Consider the following 25,016-nt stretch of genomic DNA (forward strand, 5'->3'; position numbering starts at 1 on the left):
ACCCGCAACTGAGGCAAATTTTCCTCCGGCCGGGTCGTTTTTTGATAATTCGCCGGTTGCCTCTCCCCCTTTCCCCTCCTATGTTCCGCCTCACCTGCCGAGACGCAATCTATTGCCAAGAGGAGATCTGACATGGCTTTCGAATTGCCTGAACTTCCCTATGATTACGAAGCGCTTGCTCCCTTCATGTCGAAGGAAACGCTGGAGTTCCATCACGACAAGCACCACAAGGCCTATGTCGACAACGGCAACAAGCTCGCCGCCGAAGCCGGTCTTTCGGACCTTTCGCTCGAAGACGTCGTCAAGAAGTCCTTCGGCACCAATGCCGGCCTCTTCAACAACGCGGCCCAGCATTACAACCACATCCATTTCTGGAAGTGGATGAAGAAGGGCGGCGGCGGCAACAAGCTGCCGGGCAAGCTCGAAGCGGCCTTTGCCTCCGATCTCGGCGGCTACGACAAGTTCAAGGCCGACTTCGCCAATGCCGGCGCCACCCAGTTCGGCTCCGGATGGGCCTGGGTTTCCGTCAAGAACGGCAAGCTCGAAATCTCCAAGACCCCGAACGGCGAAAACCCGCTCGTTCACGGCGCCACCCCGATCCTCGGCGTCGACGTCTGGGAACACTCTTATTACATCGACTATCGCAATGCTCGCCCGAAGTACCTCGAAGCCTTCGTCGACAGCCTGATCAACTGGGACTATGTCCTGGAACGCTACGAAGCAGCCACGAAGTAAGCGGTATCAGGCTCGCCGCCCTGGCGGCGATGTCGTCAGCCTCTTAGAATTTTACACCCGGCGCCTCAAACGCCGGGTGTTTCGTTTTCACACGAAGCCGTCACATCCCTGTCATCGGCCGCTCCTAATCACGCCCCATGTCTTCTTCCTCTTCTCCCCTGTTCCGCTTCGGCATCATCGCCGACCCGCAATATGCGGCGATCGCGCCGCATGTCGCGATGGATCGCTATTATGCCAACAGCCTCGCCAAGGTCGCCGAGGCGATCGAGGTCTTCAACGGCGAGGAGCTAAGCTTCGTCATGACGCTCGGCGATGTCATCGACCGCAGCTTTTCAAGCTTCGACGATATCCTGCCGGTCTATGAGAAGCTCAGGCACGAGGCGCTCTTCCTGCTCGGCAACCACGATTTCTCGGTCTCTGCAGCACACTTGTCCGAAGTCGCCGCGCGCCTCGGCATGCCATCGCCCTATTACAGCTTCTTGCGCCACGGCTGGCGCTTCATCGTGCTCGACGGCAACGAGGTCAGCATCTTCGCGCCGCCCGAGGGCCATCATCATCGGGCGCTTGCCGCTGAGATGCTGGCGGAGCTGCAGGCCAAGGGCGCCAGGAACGCCCATCGCTGGAATGCCGCGCTGAGCGACGAGCAGTTCGCCTGGCTTGGCGATGAAATCGCAAAAGCGGCCGAGGCCGGCGAGAAGGTGATCGTCATGAATCACTATCCCATTCATCCGCCCAGTGAGCACGGCATGTGGGACAGCGAACGCACCGTCGCGCTGCTCGCCTCGCGAGCCAATGTCGTTGCCTATCTCAACGGCCACGACCATGTCGGCAATTACGGCATGGCCGGCGCCTGCCACTTCGTCAATTTCAAGGGCGTGGTCGACACCGAGACGGAAAACGCCTTCGCGATCGTCGAGGTCCATGCCTCCAGCATCGAAATCCGCGGCTTCGGCCGCGAGATGAGCCGAACGCTGTCCATCTAGCTGATTGCCGGCTCAGCCGGCATCGCCCTCATTTCACTGATGTCGCGCTTCGGTGGTGTCCCGAACATGCGGGCATATTCGCGGCTGAACTGGGAGGCGCTCTCGTAACCAACCTGATAGGCCGCGTTTGCGGCGTTGAACCCATCGGTCACCATCAGCCGCCGGGCCTCGAGTAGCCGCAACTGCTTCTGATACTGCAGCGGCGTCATCGTGGTCAGGATTTTGAAATGCTGGTGGAAGGAGGAAGGGCTCATCCTGGCTGCCGCCGCAAGCTTTTCCACCCGAACGGCGTGCGCAAAATTACCGCGCAACAGGTAGATGGCCTCGGCCACGCGGCGCGTATGGCTGTCGGGCAATGCAAGCTTGCAGATCTCATCGCCATTTTTTCCGGAAAGCAACCAGAAACTGATCTCTCGCATGATTGCCGGATGAAGGATTGGGATCGCTTTGGGCGCCGCGAGCGTCCGGATCAGTCTCAGTATGCAGTCCTGCAACTCCGGGCCGAATTCTTGAACGAAAACACCGGGCCCGCCGTCGCCTGCCGGCTTCGGCGGTGCATCCATCTCCTCCAGCACCTCGCGCAGGATAGTGACGTCGAGTTCCAGGTTGATAGCGATCATCGGCCGTTCGGCACTGGCTTTCGTCACCTGTCCGAAGGCCGGCATCTCGACGCTGATGATCAGCGCTTGCATCGCTTCGTAATCGAAAAGGCGGTCTCCGAACATGAGTTGCTTGGCGCCATCCACGATGATGCAGAGCGCCGGCCGGTAGATCGCCGGCTTCGGCATGGAGAGAGTGCTGGAACGCATCAGGAAAAAACCGTCGACAGCGGTGGCAAAGAGCCCGTCACCTCCGCCATGTGCATCCATGTATCCATTGAGCGCCTGCTTCAGATCTGCGGACATCTTCGCCTCCAGTGAACGCGGGGTCGGTCTGCCGCGCCGGTGAGAATGATCTTAATCCCTCAGCCCGGCTGGGCAAGGCGTTTGGAGGAATAGGCAAGAAATTGCGGGATTTCGGCATTCAGGATTCCAGGCTTGCGGCGCATAAAATTGGCCTGTCAAAACATCAGGAGGTACCTGAAATGCCCAACCAGAATTCAACCTCGAAAGTCGCAATCGTTACCGGCGGAAGCCGCGGCCTGGGCCGCAATACGGTCGTCAATCTGGCAAGGAGCGGCGTCGATGTGATCTTGACCTACAACTCGAACCGCGACGAGGCGGAGAAGGTCGTCGCCGAGATCGAGGCGCTGGGCCGCAAGGCCGCTGCACTTCAACTCGATTCCGGCAACGTGGCGGCGTTCGATGCCTTTGTCGAAAGTGTACGCGAGATCCTCAAGGGCTGGGGGCGTGAGCATTTCGACTTTCTCGTCAACAATGCCGGCACCAGCTACCACGCCCCGATTTTGGAGACGACCGAAGCGGAGATGGACAAGCTTTACAACCTGCATTTCAAGGGGGTTTTCTTCCTCACGCAGAAGCTCCTGCCGGTGATCGAGGACGGCGGCCGCATCGTCAACCTCTCCAGCGGTCTCGCCCGCATGGCCATGGTTGGCGCATCGGCCTATGGCTCGATGAAGGGTGCGGTCGAGGTGCTGACGCGCTACATGGCCAAGGAGCTTGGCCCGCGCGGCATTGCCGTCAACACCGTCGCCCCGGGCGCCATCGAGACCGATTTCAGCGGCGGGATGGTGCGGGACAATCCGGAGATCAACCGTGCGGTCGCCACCATGACTGCACTCGGCCGCGCCGGTGTGCCCGACGATATAGGGCCGATGATCGCTTCCCTCCTGAGCGATGCCAACCGTTGGGTCAACGCCCAGCGCATCGAGGTTTCGGGCGGCATGTCGCTCTGAATAATCGCGATTGGGCGAATAGCTAGACGGCGATCGGTTTCTCCGTCCAACCGCTGGTCCAGAGTTCCCGCAACCGGTCGCCGTCGCCCTTGAAGAAATCCTCAGCTGTCGCGCAGTGCTCCACCCGGTCGCTGCGGAAATTGCGGATCGCCTGGCGTAACTCGCACCAGGCGACGATATTGGCGGTCTGCGAATAATAGATCAGCGCGACCGGTCGGATCGTCCTCTCGCTGGCGCGGCCGAGTTCGTCGCGGTAGCCGAGCATCAGCTTGCGTTCGTCGCGGATCGCGCGGCGCACGATCGCCAGGTCGAAGCCTGCCGGCTGCGCAATCGAGCCCCAGGCATAAAGCGCCTTATTGTCCATCGCCTGGCGCAGCGGCGGCGGCACGGCGCCTGATATCTTCCGGTTGACCCGGCGCGCGGCCTGCTTCAGCTCCTCGTCCGCAGTCCGTTCGAGCAGCGCCAGCGACAGCACAATCGCCTCCATCTCCTCGATCGAAAACATCAGCGGCGGCAGGTCGAAGCCCGGCCGCATGATGTAGCCGATGCCGCGCTCGCCCTCGATCGGCACCCGCATCGCCTGAAGCGCGGCGATGTCGCGATAGATCGAGCGCACGGTCACTTCGAGCGTCTCCGCCATCGCCGCCGCCGTCATCGGCTTTCTGGCCAGCCTGAGGATCTGAATGATCTCGAAAAGCCGCGAAGCCTTGCGCATTTTACCTCTCCCATACCAACGCTCCTGACAATACACTGTCAGTTGGCTTTGCGTATAGAGCCGCCTATCGGATTGAAATTAATCAGGGTCTTTTGAAAACGGCCTGCAGAACCCAAGGCGGTAACTGACATGAACTACCATGAAAACCTCTGGCTCTTCTTCACCCTTCTTTTCGGCATCATCATCGTGCCTGGCATGGACATGCTCTTCGTGCTCGCCAATTCGCTGACCGGCGGCGTCAGGCGCGGGCTGGCGGCCACCGGCGGCATCATGGCCGGCGGTGCCGTGCATTCGGCCTACGGCGCGGCCGGCGTCGGCGTGCTCGTCACCATGCTGCCGCAGCTTTTCAACGTGCTGCTCTTTGCCGGCGTTGCCTACATGATCTGGATCGGCATCTCGCTGATCCGCAGTTCGATCACGGTCGAGGCGGTCGGGCCGGGAACGGCACGCTCCGGCTGGCGCGCTTTTCGCCAGGGCGCTGTCACCTGTCTGGTCAATCCGAAGGCCTATATCTTCATGTTTGCCGTCTATCCGCAGTTCCTGAGACCGGAATATGGCCCGATCTGGATGCAGGGGCTGATCATGGGCGTCATGACTGTCGTCACCCAGTTTGCCATCTACGGCACCCTGGCGATGACGGCCGGCCGCAGCCGCGACCTGCTCGTCGCCAACCCTGACGTCACGGCCTTTGTCGGCCGCTTCGCCGGACTGCTGCTGGTTGCGGTCTCCGCCTTCAGCCTCTGGCAGGGGTGGAAAAGCGCTTGAGCGCCACTGCATGTCGCCCGGAAGTGTGCAGCGGTTCCGGGACAACGACATGCATAAAAGCAGAGAACGGCCTATCACATTGTTTTTATGACGATCCGGCAAAACGTGACTGCCCGGAGGCATGGATTTTGTCATGCTCCCGGTGCAGATTGGCCATCGGCCATCTTGGCCGAGGAAAAATGGAGAGGAATATGAATTGGAAAGCAATAGCTGCGGCTGTAGCGATGGCCGGCATGGCCTTCGGTTCGGTGACCGCCGCCGACGGCACCCATGATTCGCGCATTGCCTTGATGAAGCAGATCGGCGGTTCGGCTGGCGCGCTGGCGGACATCGCCAAGGGCACGAAGCCTTACGACGCCGAGGCGGTGAAGGCGGCGCTGACGAAGATTGCCGCAACGGCCAAGGTTTTTCCCGATCAGTTCAAGCCGGACACGGAGACCGGCGACAAAGAGGCGAGCCCGAAGATCTGGGAAAACATGGATGACTTCAAGGCGCGCGCCGCCAAGCTCTCCGCTGACGCCGAAACTGCGCTCGCCCAGCTTCCGGCCGATCCTGCCGCCGTCGGCGCCACGATCAACACGCTTGGCGCCAACTGCGCGGGCTGTCACAAGGCCTATCGTATCAAGGAGTGATAGGCCGACTGAGCAATTCCAGCAAAAGTGTGCAGCGGTTTTGCGCCCGGAATTGCTCAACAAACGACAGCAATTCCAGCAAAAGTGTGCAGCGGTTTTGCGCCCGGAATTGCTCAACAAACGACAGCAACTCCAGCAAAGGTGCGCGGCTTGCTTCCGCGTGACGCGGGGGAAATGGAATGCTGGGGATCCACGATCCGTGCCCGGCTTGCCGCCGGCGCGGATCGCTTTATGTGGGACCGACGGCGGCAACATTGGCAAAAGGGGAGGCGGCGCATGGTCCGCAGGTTCATCCGGTTACTGCTCTGTCTGATCGGCGTCGCCGTGCTCGGCGGCGGCGCCTTCTATCTAGTCACTGCGCCCGACCCGCTGCCGGAGAGCCATTGGGCGGGTCTCGTCGCGCCGGACCTGGCCAACGGCCAGATGGTGTTCTGGGCAGGCGGCTGCGTCAGCTGTCATGCGGCACCCGGTTCCGAAGGCGATGCAAAGCTGACGCTGTCAGGCGGACTGGCGCTGAAGAGCCCCTTCGGGACCTTCCACGTGCCGAACATCTCACCCGATGAAAAGGCTGGTATCGGCGGCTGGACGCTTGCCGAGTTCGGCAACGCGATGAAACGCGGCGTCGGCCCGGGTGGGCAGCATCTTTACCCATCTTTTCCCTATGGCTCTTATTCCCGCATGAGCGACAAGGACGTCAACGATCTCTTCGCCTTCCTGAAAACCCTGCCGAAAAGCACAAATGTCGCGCCACCGCATGAGCTGCCGTTCCCCTTCAACATCCGGCTGGCGCTCGGCGGCTGGAAATTCCTCTATCTCAACGATCAGCCGCGCGTGGCTCTCGCCAAGGGCGACGACAAGATCAAGCGCGGGCAGTATCTCGTCGAAGGCCCCGGTCATTGCGGCGAATGCCATACGCCGCGTGATGCGCTCGGCGGCTTCAAGGCCGATATGTGGCTTGCCGGCGCGCCGAATCCGGAAGGCAAGGGCCGCATACCCGATATCACCCCGGCCTCCAAGAGTATCGGCTCCTGGAGCGAGGCCGATATCGTGAGCTACCTCGAAACCGGCTTCACCCCCGATTTCGATTCCGTCGGCGGCTCGATGGTTGATGTGCAACGGAACATCGCCCGCCTGCCCGCCTCCGACCGCGAGGCGATCGCCGCCTATCTGAAGGCGGTACCGGGCCGTTAGCGATGGAAGTCGCGCGAGGGTTGCTGCCACGGTCACTTGGTTGCTTGGCACCTTCGCAAGATCCCACGCCCTATCTACAGGGAGGTGGGACCTGGCATCAGGTCATAGGGAGGGCGCCAGCCGGGCATGTTGCTGATACGATCTTTCCAGGCTGCGATTGCCGGAAAGGCGCTATGATCGATCCCGGTTTCCTCCGGCATGAAGACGTAGCCCGCCAGAGAGAGGTCTGCGATCGTCACCCGGTCGCCAACCATGAAGGCCCGACCGGCGAGGTGTTCGTCAACAATGGCATAGGCAGCTTTGGCCCTCAGTCTTAAAAACTCGACGACTGGCGTCTCGCCGCTCTTCTGGAGGCCATAGATGAACCGCAGCGTCGCGTAATAGCTCGTGAATTTGTGATTGTCGAAAAGGATCCAGCGCATGACGTCGCGCCGTTCTTCGGCCGTCTGCGCCCCGAAATGGCCTGTCACCTCTGACAAGTAGTCCAGGATAATCCCCGATTGGCTGATCTTGGTTTGCCCATGTTCGAGCACAGGCGCCTCGCCCTGTTCGTTGATGGTTTTTCGCCATTCTTCAGTACGCGTTTCGCCGCCCAGATAATCAACGAAAATGCTTTCCCACTTGATGCCGGCAAGCGCAAAGAAGAGTGCGACCTTGTAACAGTTCCCGGAGAGAGCGAAGCAATGAAGTTTGAAATCAGGCATGAAAGCTCCTAACAAAAATAAAGACTTAAAGCGCCGATCAAGCGAATCTGAAAGATCGCGGCGCGCTTTAGGCGATCGACTGCATGTAGCGCATGCCGGTCACCGGACGCGGGGTGAAATCCAGCTGTTCGTAGAAGCGGTGCGCCAGCACGTTTCCGGTCGCGGCGCTGACGGAGAGGTAGCCGCAGCCGGCGTTGCGGGCGGTCTCGCGCGCCCGGTCGACGAGCAGCTGGCCGGTGCCGTGGCCGCGATGGCCGTCACGCACGAAGAGATGGTGCAGGTCCATGCCGCGCTTGCCTTCCTGCGCCCTGTAGAGCGGCACGAGAATAGCGTAGCCGATAAGCCCTTCGTCGGTCTCGGCGACGAGTGCATGGATCCACGGCAGCGGGCCGAACAGATCGCGCTCCAGCTGCTCTGCCGTTGTCGCAGCAGCATCGCCGTGATGGGCGGCAAGCAGGACGATCATCTCGCCGAGTTCGGGCAGGTCGCGCGGCTTGGCTGCGCGGATGGTTACCACCGATGGGCGCATCAGTGAAATTTCGCTGTCTTCGATTTCGGTCATGATCTTCGCGTCCTTTGATAGTCTGCCGTCAGGACGCTGCTGGTACAACAAAGCCGCCTGACGGCGGCTTGTTGACAATATGATCTTGTCCGGCCGCCCTTTACAGGTACAGCCAAAAATACGAGCGGCTCTGGTGCGCGTTCTTGATCATGGATCATAGATCGTCGGAAACGCGGGCTTTGTCAATGGCGGATTCAAGCCCATTACAGGCATTGAGCTCGGGCTTCACTCTTGATACTATACCCCCCTATACTATAATCGGGTCCATCATGTCCCACACCACCCTGCAGAAAAAGAAGCTCGTCGCCCGTATCAGCCGGCTGAAGGGGCAGATGGAGGCGGTCGAGCGCGCGCTCGAGGCAGAGCGCCCCTGCGGCGAGATCCTGCAACTGCTCGCCTCCGTCCGCGGCGCGCTGACCGGGCTGACCGGCGAGGTTCTCGACGATCATCTGCGTGAGCATGTGCTGAATGCGGCCGACGATGCCGCAAGGGCGGAGGCGGTCGAGGAAATATCGGAAGTGTTGAGAACCTATATACGCTAGAGCAATTCCAGGAAAAGTGTGAAGCGATTTTGCCGAGAAACATAAGCTTAGCGGTGGCGAAGGAGCCTGCAATGAGTGCCGGAATCGAGAAGGCTGGAATTGATGCCCTGGAACATGATCATGTCTTCCTCGGCGCCGATCATAGGCGCAACGAGCGGCGCATCTGGCTGGTGATCGCGCTGACGGCGGTGATGATGGTGGCGGAAATCGCCGCCGGCACTGTCTATGGCTCCATGGCCCTGGTCGCCGATGGCTGGCACATGTCGACCCATGCCAGTGCTCTGCTGATTTCCGCACTCGCCTATCTCTTTGCCCGCCGGCAGGCGCGCAATCCACGCTTCACCTTCGGCACCGGCAAGCTCGGCGATCTCGCCGGCTTCGCCAGCGCCATCATCCTTGCCCTGATCGCCCTGCTGATGGCATGGGAAAGCCTGTTGCGCCTTTCCAATCCCATGCCGATCGGTTTTGCCCAGGCGATCGCCGTCGCGGTCGTCGGCCTTGCCGTCAATCTGGTGAGCGCCTGGCTGCTGGCCGGTGAAGGACATGATCACGGACATGGCCACCATCATCACGGTCATGTGAATCACGGGCATGGCAATGATGCCCACGCCCATCACAGTCATATCAATCACGGCCACGGCGACCATGCCCACCACGCAAAGACCAGCGACAACAATATCCGCGCTGCTTATCTGCATGTCATCGCCGATGCCCTGACCTCGGTGCTCGCCATCGCGGCGCTGACGCTCGGCAGTCTTTACGGTTGGCTCTGGCTCGATCCCCTGATGGGCATCGTCGGCGGATTGGTGATCGCCAATTGGTCCTGGAGCTTGATGAAATCGTCGGGCGGCGTCCTGCTCGACGTCATTTCCGAAGGCGAGACGCTGCCGGCCGAGATCCGCGGCGCCATCGAAACGGAGGACGACCGGATCACCGATCTGCATGTCTGGCAGGTCGGCCCCGGCCATCATGCCGCAATCGTCGCCGTCCTAACCTCTCAGCCGCGCGACCCAGCTTTCTACAAGGACAGGCTCTCGGCGCTGGAAGAACTGTCGCATGTGACGGTCGAGGTCACCCGCGCCGCATGATCGGGGCGGGCGGACGACAAGTCGCCGCAATCGCTGCTTAGCTCTGTCCTCCTGATTCGCCGGAGGATTTCATGGATCTCAGTTTGACTCGCCGCATGCTGATGGGCTCGGCATTGTGTCTGGCTTCAATGGGCTTGGCCGCGCTGGCGCTTCCCGCCAATGCCGAGGAGGGGGCCAAGAAGAGTGCAGGCGAGGGCGACGACAATATCGAACACCGCCTTGCCGCATTGGAAAAACGCACCTGTGGTCGCCTCGGCGTCTCGGTGCTCGACACCGAAACGAGCATTTCCTTCGGCTATCGCGGCAGCGAGGCTTTTCCGATGTGCAGCACTTTCAAGGCGCTGGCCGCCGCTTTCGTTTTGGCCCGCGCTGACAAGGGCGAGGAGAACCTCGATCGGCGGGTGAGCTACGGCAAGGACAAGCTTGTCGACTATTCGCCGATCAGCGAAAAACATGCCGGAACCGATGGCATGACCCTTGCAGAACTGTGCGAGGCGGCGGTGACCGTCAGCGATAATACGGCCGGCAATCTGCTGCTCGAAAGTTTCGGCGGGCCGGCGGGGCTGACCGATTGGCTGCGCTCGATCGGCGACGGCACGACGCGTCTCGACCGCACCGAGCCGACGCTGAACGAGGGTCGGAAGGATGATCCGCGCGACACGACGACACCGGATGCGATGCTCGACACGCTCGGCAACCTGACGCTCGGCTCGGTCCTGACCGAGGCCTCCTCAGACAGGCTGATCGCTTGGCTGGTAGCGAGCACGACAGGCAAGGAGCGGCTCAGGGCCGGCCTGCCGGCGGATTGGAAGGTCGGCGACAAGACCGGAACCGGACCGAATGGCTCTCTCGGCGATATCGCGGTGATCTGGCCGCCGGATCGCGGCCCGATCGTCGCCGCCGTCTATATCAGCGAGACGACCGTGCCGGTAAAGGAACTCAACCCGCTCTTTGCGGAGGTCGGCCGCATGATCGTCGAGATGGTGTGAATCAGGAAATGGCGAAGGGCGTGATCGACAGTTGTCCGGTTCGCGTCGGAAAACCCCTCCCCAACCCCTCCCCACAAGGGGGAGGGGCTGCCATGTGGGCCCGTTGCATTTCATTCCTGACGATGCAGCGTGTGGCAGCGTATTTTGGTGGCAGGATCTCGCCTTAGGTTAGTCCCTCCCCCTTGTGGGGAGGGGTTGGGGAGGGGTCTTCCTCAAACGCGTGCAATTCGAAATGCTCCCGCTCAAGCAGCCGGAACGTCTTCCGCCGTCTCGGTGCCGTCATCCTCGATGCCGGCCATCTCGCGCTTGATTTGGTCAGCGATTTCCTTCTCGATCGCGGCGCGCTGGTCCGCCGGCATGGCGGCCAGATCGGCCTCGGTCAGATCGTGCTGCTCGAGATAGCGGGCGCGGATATATTCCGCCGGCGTCATGTTGCCCCATTTGGAGAATTCGTCGACCAGAGCGTCGTGCGCCGCACTGGCCGCCGCTTCGTCGTCGGAAGGCGGATTGATATAGGGGCCTTCGCTGCTTTGAAGAGCCCACATGGTATTGGCGATCGACGGCGGCGTGCTGCTGGTCTCGAGACCGGGCGCGGTATTGGGCGCAGTGCTGTCGAAGTCCGTCGTCTGCTGATTCTTGGATTTGGCCGACCGATCGAAAAGACTGCCGATGCCGTAATAATTGCGAATATTACTGGAAATTTCCATAAAAACTCTCCCCGAAAAACAGGGAGAGAATGGCGCGGCAATCCTGCGCAGAGCTTGCGAGAAGCTTCGCGTCACGGCAACGTATAGGCGATCACATAATCGCCGGGTTTGGTGCCGACCGAGCCGTGGCCGCCGGCGACCATGACGACATATTGTTTGTTGTCATCAGTCGTATAGGTCATCGGTGTCGCCTGGCCGCCGGCGGGAAGCCGCGCCCGCCAGAGCTCTTGGCCATTCGTCACGTCATAGGCGCGCAGGTAGTTGTCGACTGCGGCCCCCAAGAAGGCAAGGCCGCCCTTGGTCAGCATCGGCCCGCCGATGCCGGGCACGCCCACCTTGAAGGGCAGGGGCAATGGCGTCATGTCGCGCACGGTGCCGTTCTTGTGCATATAGGCGATCTTGCCGGTGCGCAGATCGACGCCCGCGACATAGCCCCATGGCGGCGCCTGGCAGGGGATCTTGAGCAGTCCGAGGAAAGGACCCATGAAGACGCCGTAGGGCGCGCCGTCGTTGCGGTTCAGCCCCTGTTCGCTGCCCTTCTCGTCCTGGCCCCTCGGCGGAATATCGGCGGCCGGCACCAGCCGCGAGGTGAAGGCGAGATAGGTCGGCATGCCGAACATGATCTGCCGTTCCGGATCCACCGCCACCGAGCCCCAGTTGAAGGTGCCGAAATTGCCGGGATAGACGATCGTCCCTTTAAGCGAAGGCGGCGTGTAGCGGCCCTCATAGTGGTAACGGTGGAAGTCGATGCGGCAGGCCATCTGGTCGAACAGCGACACGCCCCACATGTCCTTTTCTTGGAGTGGCTCCGGCGAGAAGGTGAGATCCGAAATCGGCTGCGTCGGCGAGGTGTGATCGCCGGAGACCGCACCACCGGGTGCCGGGATTTCCTTGACCGGGATGATCGGCTCGCCGCTGCGCCGGTCGAGCACATAGATATCGCCCTGCTTGGTCGGGCCGACCAAGGCCGGAACCACTGTGCCGTCCTGCTTCGTCAGGTCGATCAGCGCCGGCTGCGCCGGGACGTCCATGTCCCAGAGATCGTGATGCACCGTCTGGCGCACCCAGCGCAGCTGGCCGGTGGCGATATCGAGCGCGACAATCGAGGAGGAGAATTTCTCCACATTCTCGCTGCGGTTGATGCCAATCTGGTCGGGGACCTGGTTGCCGAGCGGGATGTAGACCATGCCGAGCGCCTCGTCGACGCTGAAGACCGACCAACTGTTCGGCGAGTTGGTCGTGTAGGTCTGGTCCCCGGTGATCGGCGTCGTCACATCGGGATTGCCGGAATCCCAGTTCCAGACCAGCGCGCCGGTGTTGATGTCGAAGGCGCGGATGACGCCGGATTGTTCCTCGGTCGAATAATTGTCGTTCACCGCCCCGCCGATGATGATCTTGCCCGCCACCGCGACCGGCGGCGAGGTGGAATAATAATAGCCGGCGGGGTTGAAGCGCATGCCGGTTTCCAGATGCAGCACGCCCTGGTCGGCAAAGCTGGTGCAGACCTTCCCATCCGCCGCATCGAGCGCGATCAGCCGGGCATCGGAGGTCGGCAGGTAGACGCGCTCGCCGCAGGGCTGGCCGGCGGCAACGGTTGGATCGGCATAATAGGTGACGCCGCGGCAGGTCTGATGCTGCCGGTCGGGATTCATGCCGGAGTTGGCATCGTATTTCCATTTCTCCTTGCCGGTCTTGGCGTCGAGCGCGATCGCCCAGTTATGCGGCGTGCAGAGGTAGAGCGTGTCCTTCACCTTGAGCGGCGTCACCTGATAGGTCGTCTCCCCGACATCGTCCGGCCGCTTGATGTCGCCGGTCTGGTATCGCCACGCTTCCTTGAGGGTGGAGACGTTCTCGGCAGTGATCTGGTCGAGCGGCGAATAACGCTGGCCGAAGGGCGTGCGGCCATACTGATGCCATTCGCCATCCGGCACGCTGCCGCCGAAGGCGGGATTGGCGGCGACCGTATCCTTGGGCAGTTCGCCGGCGAGATCATGCGGATCTGATGTCATCGAATAAAGGGCGACGAGGATGGCGAGAATGACAGGCACGGCGAGCGGCCAGGGGTTTGCGGCATAGGTGATGCCCGTCGGGCTGCGCAGGCCGAGCGGCCGACGAATCCACGGCGTCAGCAGCCAGAGCCCGAGAAGGATGATCATGCCGCCGCGCGGGCCGAGTTGCCACCAGTCGAAACCGACCTCCCAAATCGCCCAGGCAAGTGCTGCGACGACGAGCACCGCATAGACCCAGAGCGCCACAGCCTTGCGCACCAACAGCAGCCCGGCGGTAATCAGGAACATCAGCCCGGCGAACAGATAGAAGACGCTGCCGCCGAGCGTGACGAGCCAGAGCCCGCCGCCGCCGAGAGTGAGCCCGATGATGATGAAAAAGATGGAGGTGATGACGATCGCCATAAGGCTGTCTCCCGCTGAGGGTTAGCCGGGGTGAAGGATCGGCGGAAAAGTCCCGCCGATCAGCCAGATAGCGCGAAGGAGATGCCTTTCAACGGCCACAATTGCCGCAGGGGGCCGATGCACCGAAGGGGCGTCGGGCCGGGATGGAAGCGGATCGCTATGGCATGACTGCTGCACTAAAACGGGCGAGAGCGCCCGTCACGTTCCACAGAAGGTCGCAAGCACCCGTTCGCTAGGCTTCGGCGGTTCCCTATAGGCGGCAAAGCCCGGCTGGTCGTCATAGGGTTTCGAAAGCACGCTCAGCAGCGTCTCGAACAGCGAGAAATCACCGTCCTCGACGGCAGCCTCGATCGCCTGTTCGACCCGGTGATTGCGCGGAATGAAGGCCGGATTGGCGCTGCGCATGGCAATGGCGCGCTCAGTGGCCGTCTGCGGATCGCGTGACAGTCTCTCGCGCCACTGCGTGAGCCACGTGCCGCATGCCTCCGGCTCGCGGAAACTCGCCGCAAAGGCAGGCTCTGCGGCATCATCGCCGGCAAGATCGGACAGCCGCCGGAAGGTGAGGGTAAAATCGGCGTCCTGCACCTGCATCAGCGACAGCAGCGCCTGCACCAGGTCGAGGTCGCCGTCCTCTTCGCCGGAGAGCCCGATCTTTTGGCGCATGCCGGCCAGCCAATGCGCCTGGAACCGTTCGCCGTAACTCTTGATCACCACATTGGCCTTGTCGACCGCGCTGTCGGCGTCGGCGTCGATCAGCGGCAGCAGCGTCTCGCCGAGCCTTGCGAGGTTCCATTGGCCGATGGCGGGCTGGTTGGCATAGGCGTAACGGCCATGCTGGTCGATCGATGAGAAAACGGTCGCCGGATCGTAGGCATCCATGAAGGCGCAGGGGCCGAAATCGATTGTCTCGCCGGAGACGGTCATATTATCCGTATTCATCACCCCATGGATGAAGCCGACATGCAGCCAGCGGGCAATCAGCGCCGCCTGGCGCTCGCAGACCGCTTCGAACAACGCGAGATAGGGGTTCTCGGCCTCTTTCAGCGCGGGATAGTGCCGGTCGATCACATAATCGGCCAGAGCCCGCACGCCGTCGGCATCGCCCCGTGCCGCGAAGTACTGAAAGGTGCCGACGCGGATGTGACTTGCCGCGACTCGGGTGAAGACAGCGCCCGGCAGCACCTCTTCACGATAGACCGGCTCGCCTGTCGTCACCGCCGCCAGCGCCCTTGTGGCCGGAATGCCGAGCGCAAACATCGCCTCACTGATGATATATTCCCTGAGCACCGGGCCGAGTGCCGCCCGCCCATCGCCGCGGCGCGAAAACGGTGTGGGGCCGGCGCCCTTCAGCTGAATATCGTAGCGCTTGCCGCTGCGGTCGACCACTTCGCCGAGCAGGATCGCCCGCCCGTCGCCGAGCTGCGGCGAGAAACCGCCGAACTGATGCCCGGCATAGGCCATCGCCAGCGGTTCGGCTCCTTCGGGAACGAGATTGCCGGAGAAGATCGCCGCGCCGTCGCGGCGCAGGGTCTCGACTTTGAGCCCGAGTTCGGCGGCGAGCGGCTCGTTGAGCTTGATCAGCCAGGGCTCCGCCACCGCGGTCGGCGCTTGCGCCGCAAAGAAGCGTGGGGGCAAGCCGACATAGCTGTTGTCGAACGGAAAGGCCGCGCCGGGCCGGTTTTTCTGCAGGGCGGAGGTCATGGCTGATAGGTAGGGCCGGGGTGCCCGCGGCGCAAGCCGGACCTTCACGAAGATCGAGCCGATGCAAGGAATCGTGACCTGCCTTTACCTCTCGTCAAAGCAGCTTTGCCATAAAAGACATAGCGCCGCCATGATCGCGGGGCGTATAGCAAATCGTCTCCCCTTGGCTTTGCGCCATGTCATCCCCCGCGGCCTTGCTGCCTTGTATGCTCCGCCGCGCCACCGCGAGTGATCCCGGACGATGTCGGATCAGATTTACCAGGCGCCGATGGTTCGGCGCGCCACGCCCAATTTCCGGGTGATTGCGATGATTGTCGCCAGTGCGATGCTGATGGAAAACATCGATGCGACCGTGCTCGCGACCGCGCTGCCCACCATGGCGCACGATTTCGGCGTCGGCGCCCCGGCGATGTCGATCGCCCTGACCTCCTATCTCCTGAGCCTTGCGATCTTCATTCCCGCAAGCGGCCGGATGGCCGACACTTTCGGCTCCCGCACCGTTTTCCGCTCGGCCATCGCGGTCTTCGTCGTCGGCTCCATCCTCTGCGCGCTGGCGCCGACGCTGTCCTTCCTGGTGCTGGCGCGGCTGCTTCAGGGCATCGGCGGCGCGATGATGATGCCGGTCGGGCGCCTGGTGCTGATGCGCAGCGTCGACCGCAAGGATATGGTCAGCGCCATGTCCTGGCTGCTCGTGCCGGCGCTGATCGGACCGATCGTCGGCCCGCCGCTCGGCGGCTTCATCGTCACCTATCTCGACTGGCGCTGGATCTTCTATATCAATGTGCCGATCGGCATCATCGGCATGATCTTCGTCTCGATCTACATCGACGAGGTCAAGGGCAAGGCGAACGGTCGCTTCGATACGATCGGCTTCATCCTCTCGGGCATCTCGCTCGGCTCGCTGCTCTTCGGCTTCGAAATGTCGAGCCACGAAGGCGAGGGCGCCTTCTCGATCTTCCTGATCGCCATCGGCCTGCTCTTCGGCATCGCCTATCTCAGACATGCCCGCAAGCACCCGTCGCCGATCATGGATTTTTCGCTGATGAAGGTACCGAGCTTCGGCACGTCGGTGATCGCCGGTTCGCTGACGCGCATCACGCAAGGGGCGCAGCCCTTCCTGCTGCCGCTGCTCTTTCAGATCGGCTTCGGCCTGTCTGCCGCTGCGGCCGGTCAGATCATCATCGCGACCGCGCTTGGCGCTCTCGCCATGAAGCCGATGGCGAAGTTTGTCTTCCGCCGGCTGGGCTTCCGCAGAAGCCTCGTCCTCAACGGCATCCTCGGGACGATCGGTTATGGCCTCTGTGCCGCCTTTCGGCCGGACTGGCCGATGCCGCTGGTCTTTATCGTCCTGGTGCTCAGCGCCTTCTTCCTGTCGTTCCAGTTCACCGCCTATAACACCATTGCCTATGACGAGATCAGCAAGGAGCGGATGAGCTCGGCCACCAGCTTCTACACCACCTTCCAGCAGCTCATGCTGTCGCTCGGCATCTGCATCGGCGCCTTGGCGCTGCACGGCTCCATGGCCCTGTCAGGCACTGAGACGCCGGCCCTCGGCGATTTCTCGGCGGCCTTCGTCGTCGTCACCATCATCTCGATCACCGCCACCTTCTGGAACTTGCGCTTCTCGCCGACCGCCGGAGAGGAGATTACCGGCTACAAGGCCAACCAGACGAAAGGCGCCGTCGCCAACGGCTGACGCAGGCTTTCCCGGCAGCCCGGAGAGATGCTGGCGACCTGATGAATACGGCCACGGATGCGCGGCGGTCGTGCGGCGAGGATATGCATGAAAACAAGGAGATGAAGCACGTCGCTTGAATCAAATTCTATACGATGTCATGGTCCCACGACTTGCCCTCAGTCTCCGTCCTCCATCGCCGCCGCCATGTCCGCAAGCTTGCGCACGGTGTTGAGATTGCGCGACGTTCCAGGCTTCAGCGCCGGCAGCTTCAGCTTCGAGCGGCCGGAACCATTGGGATAATGCACATAGATTTCGCGGCCGGCGAGCTTGGCCTCCTCGCCGTCGGGCGCCACCATCGTCTCCAGTGCATCGCCGGGCGCCTTTTCAGGCAGGAAATAGACGAGCAGGAAGTTCGGCTTGGCATCGGGAAAGGGTACGTCGGCAACGATCCCGTCGAGTTCTTTGCGGGTGCGCACCATCACGCCTGGCCGCTTGCCCATCGTCCTGCCGAGCGCCTCGTCGAGCCGCTCCTCCACGGTCTTTTCCGCTTCATCCGAACGGAAAAGCACGTTGCCGCTCTGGATGTAGGTCTTGACGTCGGAAAAGCCGAGGCCTTCGCAGATCGCCTTCAACTCGGCCATCGGCAAAGAGCCGGTGCCACCGACGTTCACCGCGCGGAGTAGGGCGATATAGACGGGCATTTCGGTGTCTCCCTAGGCCTGTGTGCCGTGCCGCCCCCCCTTTGCCCTGCCGGGCATCTCCCCCACAGGTGGGGAGATTGGCTGGGCGCATCGGCTTCCCCAAACAATTAATGCTTCAGCACGGCGAAACGGTAGATGAGCAGGATGGTCAACCCACTTGTGATCTCCCCACCTGTGGGGGAGATGCCCGGCAGGGCAGAGGGGGGTGCCCACGGCACGCCCCACGTCGTCTGAACCGTTACATCTTCCCAGCCACCTTGATCGCAAACGCATATTCAAACGCGATCTCCTCCAGCCGCTGGAAGCGGCCCGAGGCGCCGCCGTGGCCGGCGTCCATGTTGGTCTTGAGCAGGATGGGCGCGTTGCCCGTCGTCTTGTCGCGCAGCTTCGCCACCCATTTGGCCGGCTCCCAATAGGTGACGCGCGGATCCGTCAGGCCGCCGAGCGCCAGGATCGGCGGATAGGCTTTTGCACCGACATTGTCATAGGGCGAGTAGGAGGAGATCTGCTCGTATTCTTCCTTGCTGTCGATCGGGTTGCCCCATTCCGGCCATTCCGGCGGGGTGAGCGGCAAAGTGTCGTCGAGCATGGTGTTGAGCACGTCGACGAAGGGAACGGCGGCAATGAGGCCGGCGAACTTCTCCGGCGCCATGTTGGCAACCGCGCCCATCAGCATGCCGCCGGCCGATCCGCCCTCGGCGATGATCTTCGCGTAAGAGGTGAACTTCTGTTGATTCAGATAATCGGCCGCGGCGACGAAGTCCTTGAAGGTATTCGTCTTCTTGTCCATCTTGCCGTCTTCGTACCAGGAAAATCCCTTGTCCTTGCCGCCACGGATATGGGCGATGGCATAGACGAAGCCCCGGTCGGCGAGCGACAGGCAGTTGGTGTTGAAGCCGGCCGGAATGGCGATGCCGTAGGCGCCGTAGCCATAGAGCAAGCAGGGGGCGCTGCCGTCGAGTGGGGTATCCCTGCGATAGAGCAGGGTGACCGGCACCTTCTCGCCATCCCATGCCGGGGCAAAGACGCGGCGGGTGACGTAGTCGTCGGGATTGTGACCGGACGGCACCTCCTGCGTCTTCAGCAGCGTGCGCTCGCGCGTCACCATGTTGTAGTCGTAGAGCTGCGACGGCGTCGTCATCGACGAATAGGAGAAGCGGATGATATCCGTGTCGTATTCCGCCGCACCCTGCAGTCCCAGCGAATAGGCTTCCTCGGCAAAGGCGATCGCATGCTCCTCGCCGGTCGCCCGATCGCGGATCATGATCTGCGGCAGCCCATCCTTGCGCTCCAGCCACAGAAGATGGCGGGCATAGGCCATGTGGCTGATAACAAGCGTGCCGGGCTTGTGAGCGACCACTTCGCGCCAGTTTTCCTTGACCGGATTATCGACCGGCGCTTCCATGATCTTGAAATCCTTGGCGCCGCCGTCATTGGTGAGGATGTAGAAGACGTCGCCACCCTCGGTCATCGAATATTCGATGCCTTCCTCGCGTGCCGCCACCAGCTTCGGCTCGGCTGTCAGGTTCTTGGTCGATAGCAGCCGGTATTCGCTGGTCTCGTGGTCGTGAATGTCGATATAGATGAAATCGTCGAGCAGCGAGCCGCCGACGCCCATGAAGAAGCCGGCATCCGCTTCCTCATAGACCAGCCGGTCTTCCGACTGGGGCTGGCCGAGAATATGGTGGAACACCTTCGACGGCCGGTGGTTCTCGTCGAGCGCCGAATAGAAGAAGCTCCTGCCGTCGGGCGCCCAGACGCCGCCGCCGCCGGTATTCTCGATCCGGTCGGCAAGATCCTGCCCGGTCTGGAGGTCGCGCACCTGCAGCGTGAAGAATTCCGAGCCCTTGTCGTCATAACCCCAGATGCCGCGACTGTGGTCGCTGGTATGGTCGAGGCCGGCGAGACGGAAATAGGCCTTACCGGCAGCCTCCTTGTCGCCGTCGAGCAGCACGGTGCGGATCGTTTCGTCGGCGACATTGCCGTCGCGTGGGATGCGGAAATAACGCGGCTGTTCGCCGCCGGTGACATAGAAGGTGCCGTAGGCATAGGCGCCGTCCTTCATCGGCACCGAGCTGTCGTCTTCCTTGATGCGGCCGCGCATCTCGGCAAACAGCACCTTCTGGAGCGGCTTGGTGTCCTCCATCGCCGCGTTCATATAGGTGTTTTCGGCTTCGAGATGGCGGCGGATCTCAGGGTCGAGGATCGACGGATCCTTGAACATCGCCTGCCAGTTGTCGGCGCGCAGCCAGGCATAGTCGTCCGTGCGGGTTATGCCGTGCCGCGTATCGGAGACGGGCTTCTTCGGTGCGGCAGGCGGTGTCGGCAGGCTCTTGAAAACGGACAAGGAATGGCTCCGGTGGGAATGTCGGGTTGGCAAGAGATAGAGGCGCGCCGCCGCCGGATCAAGCGGCAAGGACACGGATGGCCTTCCACAGACAAGGAGGACGCCCAGCCCACCTTGCCTTGATGTCACCACAATATTTAACAAAGTCCGCTATCTCAGTGAATTTGCACGTGCCAAGCTCCCGGCAAGCTGTCGGCGGTAGGGTAGAAATTGCAGAACAGTAAGGGATTTTCTCCGCAATGCCGAAACGTCTGGTCCTGTTTCTATCCCTCGCAAGCCTTGCTGCCCCCGCCTTTGCCGTCGATCCCGCCATCAAGAAGCAGCTGGAAAAACTCGATCCCTCCACCCGGCTGGAACAGAGCTGCGACACCGAGGCGATGAGCCGCATCAACAAGGACAGCACCGGCTTCAAGCCCGACAAGGTGATCGCCTACACCTTCAAGGACCCGATCCCCGGCGACGATTCGCTGGATGCGCCGGGTGCGGTCTTCCGCAGCAAGGGCGACTGGTACCATCTCTCCTACAATTGCATCACCGGTCCGCAGCATATCAACGTGCGCGAGCTCGATTACGAGATCGGCGAGAAGGTGCCGCGCGAGAAGTGGGACAAGTATTATCTCTACGACTGATACGGCCCTGTCCGCCCAAAGCGGCTGCGGTGACATCCGGCCGCATGGCGCCAGGAGAGAGCTGCCGCTAAAATCGGCAGTTCGAACCATAGAAACCCATTATATGAACCGCATCCTGCTCGCGTCGGCTTTTCTTCTCGTCAGCATGTCCGCTGCATTCGCGGACGGAATTCCGTCAGCCGTGCCGACCGCGGTCAGTCCGGTACCGGCTGCGGTTAGTCCGGCCCCGAAGGCGCCGGCGCCAAAGCTGGTCGAGCCGCATCTGCACATCGCCCGTTCCAATGCCGCCCGCCATCCCCGCATTGCGCTGACCTTCGATGCCTGCATGGGGCAGGCGGACGAGCGCATCCTTTCGACGCTGGTGCGTGAACGCATCCCGGCAACGATCTTCGTCACCGCCCGCTGGCTGAAGCGCAATCCCGCAGCACTTGCCGTATTCCTGCAAAATCCCGATCTCTTCGAACTCGAAAATCATGGCCAGAACCATGTTCCGGCCGTCGACACGCCGACGCTGGTCTATGGCATCGCCTCTGCCGGCTCGCCGCAGGCGGTGCGGCAGGAGGTCGAAGGCGGCGCTGCCGCCATGGTCGCGGCCGGCATCCCGGCGCCGCACTGGTTCCGGGGTTCGACCGCCAAATATGATCTTTCCGCCATCGGCGAGATCCGCGCCATGGGCTATCGCATTGCCGGTTATTCGGTGAACGGCGACGGCGGCTCGCTGCTCGGGGCTGTCATCACCGAAAAACGCATCGCCTCGGCCAAGGACGGCGACGTCGTCATCTCCCACATCAACCAGCCGACCCATGCGGCGGGCGAGGGGGTGGCGAAGGCGCTGGTCGATCTCAAGGCCAAGGGCACGGAGTTCGTCCGCCTCGAGGATGTCGAGGACACCGGTGACGACAAGACGACCGAATAGAGCGTCCGAATCTCTTGCTTGTTTACCCCCGGAAAACGAATAATGCTGTTTTTGTTTGTTCGGTTGCGGGAACGTAGGGGAGCGCATGTTCTCGTGCGATTTGGAATGTCGAAGGCGAAATTCAAAATGAGCTTCATCCCTCCGAAATTGTTGTCTGGACAGGGCAACCAGGTGCCTGGGGAACTTTCGTTTCCAAGTGTCCTGAATTAATTATCGGCCTCATTTGTGTGATCTCCGGGTGCGTTGGCTTTCTGCCGGCTGACAATGCGCTTGCCGTCGTCGAAAAGGCGGATGGAATAATGGGCATCATATTCCCCGGAGTCTTTTTACTGGCCGGTGTCGCGGCCATAGCGGGCGCGGTTTTCGATATGATCGCTACGGGCCGAACCGCTTACGCCGCCACCGATCGCAGGCTTCTCATCGTTCGAAACCTAATCAGACGACAAGCGATGACGATAGCACCAACGGCCATCAACGTCGTGGAGGTACGGGAAAAATGGGACCGCTCGGGAACCCTCACTTTCCGTCGGGAGGGAGAAGGGGATAGCGTCAAAAAATTCGCCTTTATCGGCATCTCAAACGTTCGCGAAGTGGCTAAACATGTTGAAGAATTGCGAATGAGTGCAAGAAAGCAAGCCAGCTAGACGACTGAAATTTTAGCGCCTTTGGCTTTCCGTCTCGTTTCTATACATTCCAGAATGAAAGCGTGCTAAACCCGGCCCATCCCTGTCGAGCGCGAAATCCTCGAACCAGTCGCGATGCATGCCGGCGAGCATGGCGCCGATCATCTGTGCGGCGAGGTAGGAAAAGGTGATGCCGTTGCCGCCGTAGCCATAGGCTGCGAACACATGCGGTATCTCCGGCACCGGGCCGATCAGCGGCAGGCCATCGGCCGTCTCGCCGAAGGTTCCGCACCAGGCATGAGCAACGCGCGTATCCGCCTTCGGCCACAGCCGCTTCATTTTCTCCTGGATTGCGATGATCTTGGCCGGCAGCTTGCGATCGCGCGCCGCCGCATCGCTCGTCTCGTCGTCCTCGCCGCCGGCGACGATGCGATTGTCCGCCGTCGTTCGCATGTAGAGATAGGGGTGGCTGTTCTCCCAGATCAGTGCCCTGTCGCGCCAGAAATTTGCCGGGTCCTGCGGCACTGTGGCGAGCGCCCAACTCGAACTGACGCGGTGCAGCTTCGGCATGTCGACACCCGGCAACGAATAGCCGGTCGCAAGCACGACATGACGCGCGTCGATGAGATGACCGCTGTCCGTCTCCGCCGTCACGCGATCGCCTTCGCTGTTGAGCGCGGTCACGGAGGCGCTCACCAGTCGCGCGCCGCGCCGCACCGCCATCTCGATCAAGGCCCATGTCAGAAGCAGCGGATCGGCCTCCGCCGAACCCGGCGAATAGATCGCGCCATCCCTGTCGAGTTCGAACTGCGTGAAGAGATCGGGATGTTCGAGATAGACGCCGGGCAGACCCGCCCGGCGACGGAGCTGGCGCTCCTCCAAGAGGTCCCGCGCGCCTTCGCGATTGGCGGCGAGATAGAGCGTGTTGCGCGGCCGGAAACCGCAGGCGATGCCGTTTGCGGCGATCAGCTTGGCAAGGCCGGCGACTGCTGCGCCGCTGCGGCGATAGATGCCGGCGGCGCGCTCGAAGCCATAATAATCCTCGAGTTCGGTGAGCGTGCTGTCGGTTTCCCATTGCAGCATCGCCGTGCTCGCCGCGGTGCTGCTGAAACCGGGCTCCTCCCGGTCGATGACAACAACGGAAAAACCGCGCGCCGTCAAATGTTCGGCAACCAATGCGCCGGTGATGCCGCCGCCAATGACGGCGATGTCGGTGGTAAAACTCTGACCGATCGGCCGCCATTGCGGCCCTATGCCGCTTTTGCCCCAGAGAGAGCGGCCACTCACCATCTGGTCGTGATCGGATTCGGCAAGATCGATATCAGATGCCACTGACGGCTCCACGGTTGATCATTTCGGTAACTGCGGCTGCGGCTTTTCCTCGATCAGCAATTCTTCGATAACAGTCATGACGATCAGCGAGAGCGGCAGCGCCAGCATGGCGCCGACGGCACCCCACATCCACGTCCAGAACAGGATGGCGAGGAAAACGACGAAGGGATTGATTTCCAGCCGCCGTCCCATCACCGCCGGGAAGATCAGGTTCTCCATGAGGAGATGGACGGTGAAGAAGGCCGCGGCCGGCATCAGGCCGATGATGAAGTCATCGTAGGTGATGATCCCGGCGACCGCGACGGCAAGTGTCATCAGCGTGATGCCAAGATAGGGGATGAAGCTCGACAGGAAGGCAAAGAAGCCCCAGAGCACCGGCGCCGATAGCCCGCCGGCGTAGGCGATGACAGTCATGACCACGCCGAGCCCGACATAGATCAGCGAGGCCGTGGCGAAATAGAAGCCGAGCACCTGCTCGACGGCATTGATGACACGGATGGCCGCCAGGCGCTGCGTGCGGGTGCGGAAGGTCATGATGATCGTCTTGCGCAGGTTGACCCGACCAGCGAGGAAGAAAAGCAGCGCCGCAAAGAAGATCATCCCCTGCACCAGCGCCGGCGTCAGGCTGGTGGTCACCACGTGCAGCACGTTGCCGGTGTTCTCGAGCAGCGCACCGATCGACATCGACCCGCTTTCGAATGTCGCCGGCGTGATATGCAGCCATCTGATACGCTCCAGATAAGGCATGACGCGGTTGATGGTTCGCTCGGCAAAGGCCGGGCCCTCATTGGCAAGCGTCGTCAGTGGGTCGGCGAGCGAGTTGATCAGCAGGAAGATCACCAGCGCCACGCTGCTTGACAGGATGAAGGCATTGGCAAGCCGCGGAACCCCCATCCTGCTGAGCTTTTCTGCCGCCATGCCGAGGATCATGCCGACGACGACGGCAAGTGTGATCGGAATGAGGATCAGCGACATCAGATAGACGGCGGCAAGGAAGAGAATGCCGAAGATACCGATGATCGCCCAGGCCATGCTGACATCGAGCCCGTCCTTTTCCAGCCGGTGCAGCGGTGGCGGCGGCAGCTCCTCGGCCGCCTCCTTCAATGACTGTGCCCAGGCGCTGGTATGGCGCTCGCCGATGGCGATCTTCTTTGCGTGTTTGCGGATGCCATTGGCGATGCCCATGCGGTGAGGTCCCCGAAGCCCCATT

The 25,016-nt window shown here is 61.9% G+C and carries 24 protein-coding genes; 13 read left to right on the top strand and 11 right to left on the bottom strand.

What is annotated here, in order from left to right:
* Nucleotides 1–132 precede the first annotated feature (132 nt).
* Both N1937_RS05405 and N1937_RS05410 read left to right on the top strand, forming a co-directional pair.
* Nucleotides 133–735, top strand: a complete 603-nt coding sequence (locus N1937_RS05405) for a superoxide dismutase (protein WP_138387752.1) — start codon at nt 133–135, stop codon at nt 733–735.
* A gap of 137 nt (nt 736–872) precedes the next feature.
* A complete protein-coding gene (locus N1937_RS05410) occupies nt 873–1,718 on the top strand; it encodes a metallophosphoesterase (RefSeq protein WP_260057798.1) in 846 nt (281 codons plus the stop codon).
* Here the strand turns inward: N1937_RS05410 and N1937_RS05415 are convergent.
* Nucleotides 1,715–2,623 (bottom strand): AraC family transcriptional regulator, encoded by a 909-nt coding sequence (locus tag N1937_RS05415; protein WP_260057800.1) that lies wholly within the window; start codon nt 2,621–2,623, stop codon nt 1,715–1,717. The two genes, N1937_RS05410 and N1937_RS05415, sit on opposite strands and share 4 nt — an antisense overlap.
* A gap of 179 nt (nt 2,624–2,802) precedes the next feature.
* Between N1937_RS05415 and N1937_RS05420 the strand changes: the two genes are divergently transcribed.
* Nucleotides 2,803–3,573, top strand: coding sequence for an SDR family NAD(P)-dependent oxidoreductase (locus N1937_RS05420; protein ID WP_260057802.1), 771 nt, complete (start codon nt 2,803–2,805; stop codon nt 3,571–3,573).
* Between the two features lie 22 nt (nt 3,574–3,595).
* Here N1937_RS05420 and N1937_RS05425 read toward each other — a convergent pair whose 3' ends face one another.
* A complete protein-coding gene (locus N1937_RS05425; RefSeq protein WP_260057803.1) occupies nt 3,596–4,288 on the bottom strand; it encodes a helix-turn-helix transcriptional regulator in 693 nt (230 codons plus the stop codon).
* Nucleotides 4,289–4,417: 129 nt separating this feature from the next.
* Here N1937_RS05425 and N1937_RS05430 point away from each other — a divergent pair, with 129 nt between their 5' ends.
* The 3 genes from N1937_RS05430 to N1937_RS05440 all read left to right on the top strand — a co-directional run bounded on the left by N1937_RS05430 (nt 4,418) and on the right by N1937_RS05440 (nt 6,876).
* Complete coding sequence (locus tag N1937_RS05430; protein ID WP_260057805.1) at nt 4,418–5,053, top strand: LysE family translocator; 636 nt, start codon at nt 4,418–4,420, stop codon at nt 5,051–5,053.
* A gap of 191 nt (nt 5,054–5,244) precedes the next feature.
* Nucleotides 5,245–5,685 carry a c-type cytochrome gene (locus tag N1937_RS05435; protein WP_260057806.1) on the top strand — a complete coding sequence of 147 codons (441 nt, stop codon included), beginning with the start codon at nt 5,245–5,247 and terminating at the stop codon, nt 5,683–5,685.
* A gap of 276 nt (nt 5,686–5,961) precedes the next feature.
* The gene (locus N1937_RS05440; protein ID WP_222295720.1) at nt 5,962–6,876 is read left to right on the top strand and encodes a cytochrome c; all 915 of its coding nucleotides are present in this window, start codon (nt 5,962–5,964) and stop codon (nt 6,874–6,876) included.
* A 74-nt stretch (nt 6,877–6,950) separates the two neighbouring features.
* Here the strand turns inward: N1937_RS05440 and N1937_RS05445 are convergent, their stop codons facing one another.
* The gene (locus N1937_RS05445; RefSeq protein ID WP_260057807.1) at nt 6,951–7,580 is read right to left on the bottom strand and encodes a glutathione S-transferase family protein; all 630 of its coding nucleotides are present in this window, start codon (nt 7,578–7,580) and stop codon (nt 6,951–6,953) included.
* A 67-nt stretch (nt 7,581–7,647) separates the two neighbouring features.
* Nucleotides 7,648–8,142, bottom strand: a complete 495-nt coding sequence (locus N1937_RS05450; protein ID WP_260057808.1) for a GNAT family N-acetyltransferase — start codon at nt 8,140–8,142, stop codon at nt 7,648–7,650.
* 269 nt (nt 8,143–8,411) lie between these two features.
* On the opposite strand from N1937_RS05450, the gene dmeR reads away from it, so the two are divergent.
* The 3 genes from dmeR to bla all read left to right on the top strand — a co-directional run bounded on the left by dmeR (nt 8,412) and on the right by bla (nt 10,761).
* On the top strand, nt 8,412–8,684 hold the full coding sequence (dmeR, locus tag N1937_RS05455; RefSeq protein WP_017963504.1) for a Ni(II)/Co(II)-sensing transcriptional repressor DmeR: 273 nt from the start codon (nt 8,412–8,414) through the stop codon (nt 8,682–8,684).
* Between the two features lie 71 nt (nt 8,685–8,755).
* Complete coding sequence (dmeF, locus tag N1937_RS05460; RefSeq protein WP_222295718.1) at nt 8,756–9,772, top strand: CDF family Co(II)/Ni(II) efflux transporter DmeF; 1,017 nt, start codon at nt 8,756–8,758, stop codon at nt 9,770–9,772.
* Between the two features lie 71 nt (nt 9,773–9,843).
* The gene (gene bla / locus N1937_RS05465) at nt 9,844–10,761 is read left to right on the top strand and encodes a class A beta-lactamase (protein ID WP_260057809.1); all 918 of its coding nucleotides are present in this window, start codon (nt 9,844–9,846) and stop codon (nt 10,759–10,761) included.
* A gap of 242 nt (nt 10,762–11,003) precedes the next feature.
* Here the strand turns inward: bla and N1937_RS05470 are convergent, their stop codons facing one another.
* The 3 genes from N1937_RS05470 to N1937_RS05480 form a co-directional block, all read right to left on the bottom strand.
* Nucleotides 11,004–11,468 carry a hypothetical protein gene (locus N1937_RS05470; RefSeq protein ID WP_260057810.1) on the bottom strand — a complete coding sequence of 155 codons (465 nt, stop codon included), beginning with the start codon at nt 11,466–11,468 and terminating at the stop codon, nt 11,004–11,006.
* A 71-nt stretch (nt 11,469–11,539) separates the two neighbouring features.
* On the bottom strand, nt 11,540–13,879 hold the full coding sequence (locus tag N1937_RS05475) for a glucose/quinate/shikimate family membrane-bound PQQ-dependent dehydrogenase (protein WP_170257687.1): 2,340 nt from the start codon (nt 13,877–13,879) through the stop codon (nt 11,540–11,542).
* A 198-nt stretch (nt 13,880–14,077) separates the two neighbouring features.
* Nucleotides 14,078–15,580, bottom strand: coding sequence for a protein adenylyltransferase SelO (locus N1937_RS05480; protein WP_260057812.1), 1,503 nt, complete (start codon nt 15,578–15,580; stop codon nt 14,078–14,080).
* A 241-nt stretch (nt 15,581–15,821) separates the two neighbouring features.
* Between N1937_RS05480 and N1937_RS05485 the strand changes: the two genes are divergently transcribed.
* On the top strand, nt 15,822–17,276 hold the full coding sequence (locus N1937_RS05485; RefSeq protein WP_260057813.1) for an MFS transporter: 1,455 nt from the start codon (nt 15,822–15,824) through the stop codon (nt 17,274–17,276).
* A gap of 158 nt (nt 17,277–17,434) precedes the next feature.
* Here the strand turns inward: N1937_RS05485 and N1937_RS05490 are convergent, their stop codons facing one another.
* Both N1937_RS05490 and N1937_RS05495 read right to left on the bottom strand, forming a co-directional pair.
* Complete coding sequence (locus N1937_RS05490) at nt 17,435–17,959, bottom strand: DUF1697 domain-containing protein (RefSeq protein ID WP_222281929.1); 525 nt, start codon at nt 17,957–17,959, stop codon at nt 17,435–17,437.
* Nucleotides 17,960–18,197: 238 nt separating this feature from the next.
* Nucleotides 18,198–20,306, bottom strand: coding sequence for a S9 family peptidase (locus tag N1937_RS05495; RefSeq protein WP_260057814.1), 2,109 nt, complete (start codon nt 20,304–20,306; stop codon nt 18,198–18,200).
* Between the two features lie 239 nt (nt 20,307–20,545).
* On the opposite strand from N1937_RS05495, the gene N1937_RS05500 reads away from it, so the two are divergent.
* From N1937_RS05500 to N1937_RS05510, 3 genes are all read left to right on the top strand, one after another.
* Nucleotides 20,546–20,935: a DUF930 domain-containing protein gene (locus N1937_RS05500; protein WP_162118096.1), complete on the top strand. Its 390-nt coding sequence runs from the start codon at nt 20,546–20,548 to the stop codon at nt 20,933–20,935.
* Between the two features lie 103 nt (nt 20,936–21,038).
* Nucleotides 21,039–21,851 carry a polysaccharide deacetylase family protein gene (locus N1937_RS05505; RefSeq protein WP_222386192.1) on the top strand — a complete coding sequence of 271 codons (813 nt, stop codon included), beginning with the start codon at nt 21,039–21,041 and terminating at the stop codon, nt 21,849–21,851.
* 299 nt (nt 21,852–22,150) lie between these two features.
* Entirely contained in the window at nt 22,151–22,495 is a 345-nt protein-coding gene (locus N1937_RS05510) for a PH domain-containing protein (protein ID WP_260057815.1), read from the top strand.
* Between the two features lie 12 nt (nt 22,496–22,507).
* On the opposite strand, the gene N1937_RS05515 is transcribed toward N1937_RS05510, so the two are convergent.
* Both N1937_RS05515 and N1937_RS05520 read right to left on the bottom strand, forming a co-directional pair.
* Nucleotides 22,508–23,806, bottom strand: coding sequence for an NAD(P)/FAD-dependent oxidoreductase (locus N1937_RS05515; RefSeq protein ID WP_162118093.1), 1,299 nt, complete (start codon nt 23,804–23,806; stop codon nt 22,508–22,510).
* Between the two features lie 18 nt (nt 23,807–23,824).
* Entirely contained in the window at nt 23,825–24,991 is a 1,167-nt protein-coding gene (locus N1937_RS05520; protein ID WP_017963517.1) for an AI-2E family transporter, read from the bottom strand.
* Nucleotides 24,992–25,016 lie beyond the last annotated feature (25 nt).

Origin of the sequence: Rhizobium sp. WSM4643, from assembly GCF_025152745.1 — a bacterium.
Classification (GTDB): Bacteria; Pseudomonadota; Alphaproteobacteria; order Rhizobiales; family Rhizobiaceae; genus Rhizobium; species Rhizobium leguminosarum_I.

Bases quoted from the DNA above. Each gene is read 5' to 3' on its own strand.
- N1937_RS05485 (WP_260057813.1), top strand. From the start codon at position 15,822: ATGTCGGATCAGATTTACCAGGCGCCGATGGTTCGGCGCGCCACGCCC.
- N1937_RS05430 (WP_260057805.1), top strand. From the start codon at position 4,418: ATGAACTACCATGAAAACCTCTGGCTCTTCTTCACCCTTCTTTTCGGC.
- N1937_RS05420 (WP_260057802.1), top strand. From the start codon at position 2,803: ATGCCCAACCAGAATTCAACCTCGAAAGTCGCAATCGTTACCGGCGGA.
- N1937_RS05520 (WP_017963517.1), bottom strand. From the start codon at position 24,991: ATGGGCATCGCCAATGGCATCCGCAAACACGCAAAGAAGATCGCCATC.
- dmeR (WP_017963504.1), top strand. From the start codon at position 8,412: ATGTCCCACACCACCCTGCAGAAAAAGAAGCTCGTCGCCCGTATCAGC.
- N1937_RS05480 (WP_260057812.1), bottom strand. From the start codon at position 15,580: ATGACCTCCGCCCTGCAGAAAAACCGGCCCGGCGCGGCCTTTCCGTTC.
- N1937_RS05405 (WP_138387752.1), top strand. From the start codon at position 133: ATGGCTTTCGAATTGCCTGAACTTCCCTATGATTACGAAGCGCTTGCT.
- N1937_RS05505 (WP_222386192.1), top strand. From the start codon at position 21,039: ATGAACCGCATCCTGCTCGCGTCGGCTTTTCTTCTCGTCAGCATGTCC.
- N1937_RS05475 (WP_170257687.1), bottom strand. From the start codon at position 13,879: ATGGCGATCGTCATCACCTCCATCTTTTTCATCATCATCGGGCTCACT.
- N1937_RS05450 (WP_260057808.1), bottom strand. From the start codon at position 8,142: ATGACCGAAATCGAAGACAGCGAAATTTCACTGATGCGCCCATCGGTG.
- N1937_RS05440 (WP_222295720.1), top strand. From the start codon at position 5,962: ATGGTCCGCAGGTTCATCCGGTTACTGCTCTGTCTGATCGGCGTCGCC.
- N1937_RS05415 (WP_260057800.1), bottom strand. From the start codon at position 2,623: ATGTCCGCAGATCTGAAGCAGGCGCTCAATGGATACATGGATGCACAT.
- dmeF (WP_222295718.1), top strand. From the start codon at position 8,756: ATGAGTGCCGGAATCGAGAAGGCTGGAATTGATGCCCTGGAACATGAT.
- N1937_RS05500 (WP_162118096.1), top strand. From the start codon at position 20,546: ATGCCGAAACGTCTGGTCCTGTTTCTATCCCTCGCAAGCCTTGCTGCC.
- N1937_RS05410 (WP_260057798.1), top strand. From the start codon at position 873: ATGTCTTCTTCCTCTTCTCCCCTGTTCCGCTTCGGCATCATCGCCGAC.
- N1937_RS05445 (WP_260057807.1), bottom strand. From the start codon at position 7,580: ATGCCTGATTTCAAACTTCATTGCTTCGCTCTCTCCGGGAACTGTTAC.
- N1937_RS05425 (WP_260057803.1), bottom strand. From the start codon at position 4,288: ATGCGCAAGGCTTCGCGGCTTTTCGAGATCATTCAGATCCTCAGGCTG.
- N1937_RS05490 (WP_222281929.1), bottom strand. From the start codon at position 17,959: ATGCCCGTCTATATCGCCCTACTCCGCGCGGTGAACGTCGGTGGCACC.
- bla (WP_260057809.1), top strand. From the start codon at position 9,844: ATGGATCTCAGTTTGACTCGCCGCATGCTGATGGGCTCGGCATTGTGT.
- N1937_RS05435 (WP_260057806.1), top strand. From the start codon at position 5,245: ATGAATTGGAAAGCAATAGCTGCGGCTGTAGCGATGGCCGGCATGGCC.
- N1937_RS05470 (WP_260057810.1), bottom strand. From the start codon at position 11,468: ATGGAAATTTCCAGTAATATTCGCAATTATTACGGCATCGGCAGTCTT.
- N1937_RS05510 (WP_260057815.1), top strand. From the start codon at position 22,151: ATGGGCATCATATTCCCCGGAGTCTTTTTACTGGCCGGTGTCGCGGCC.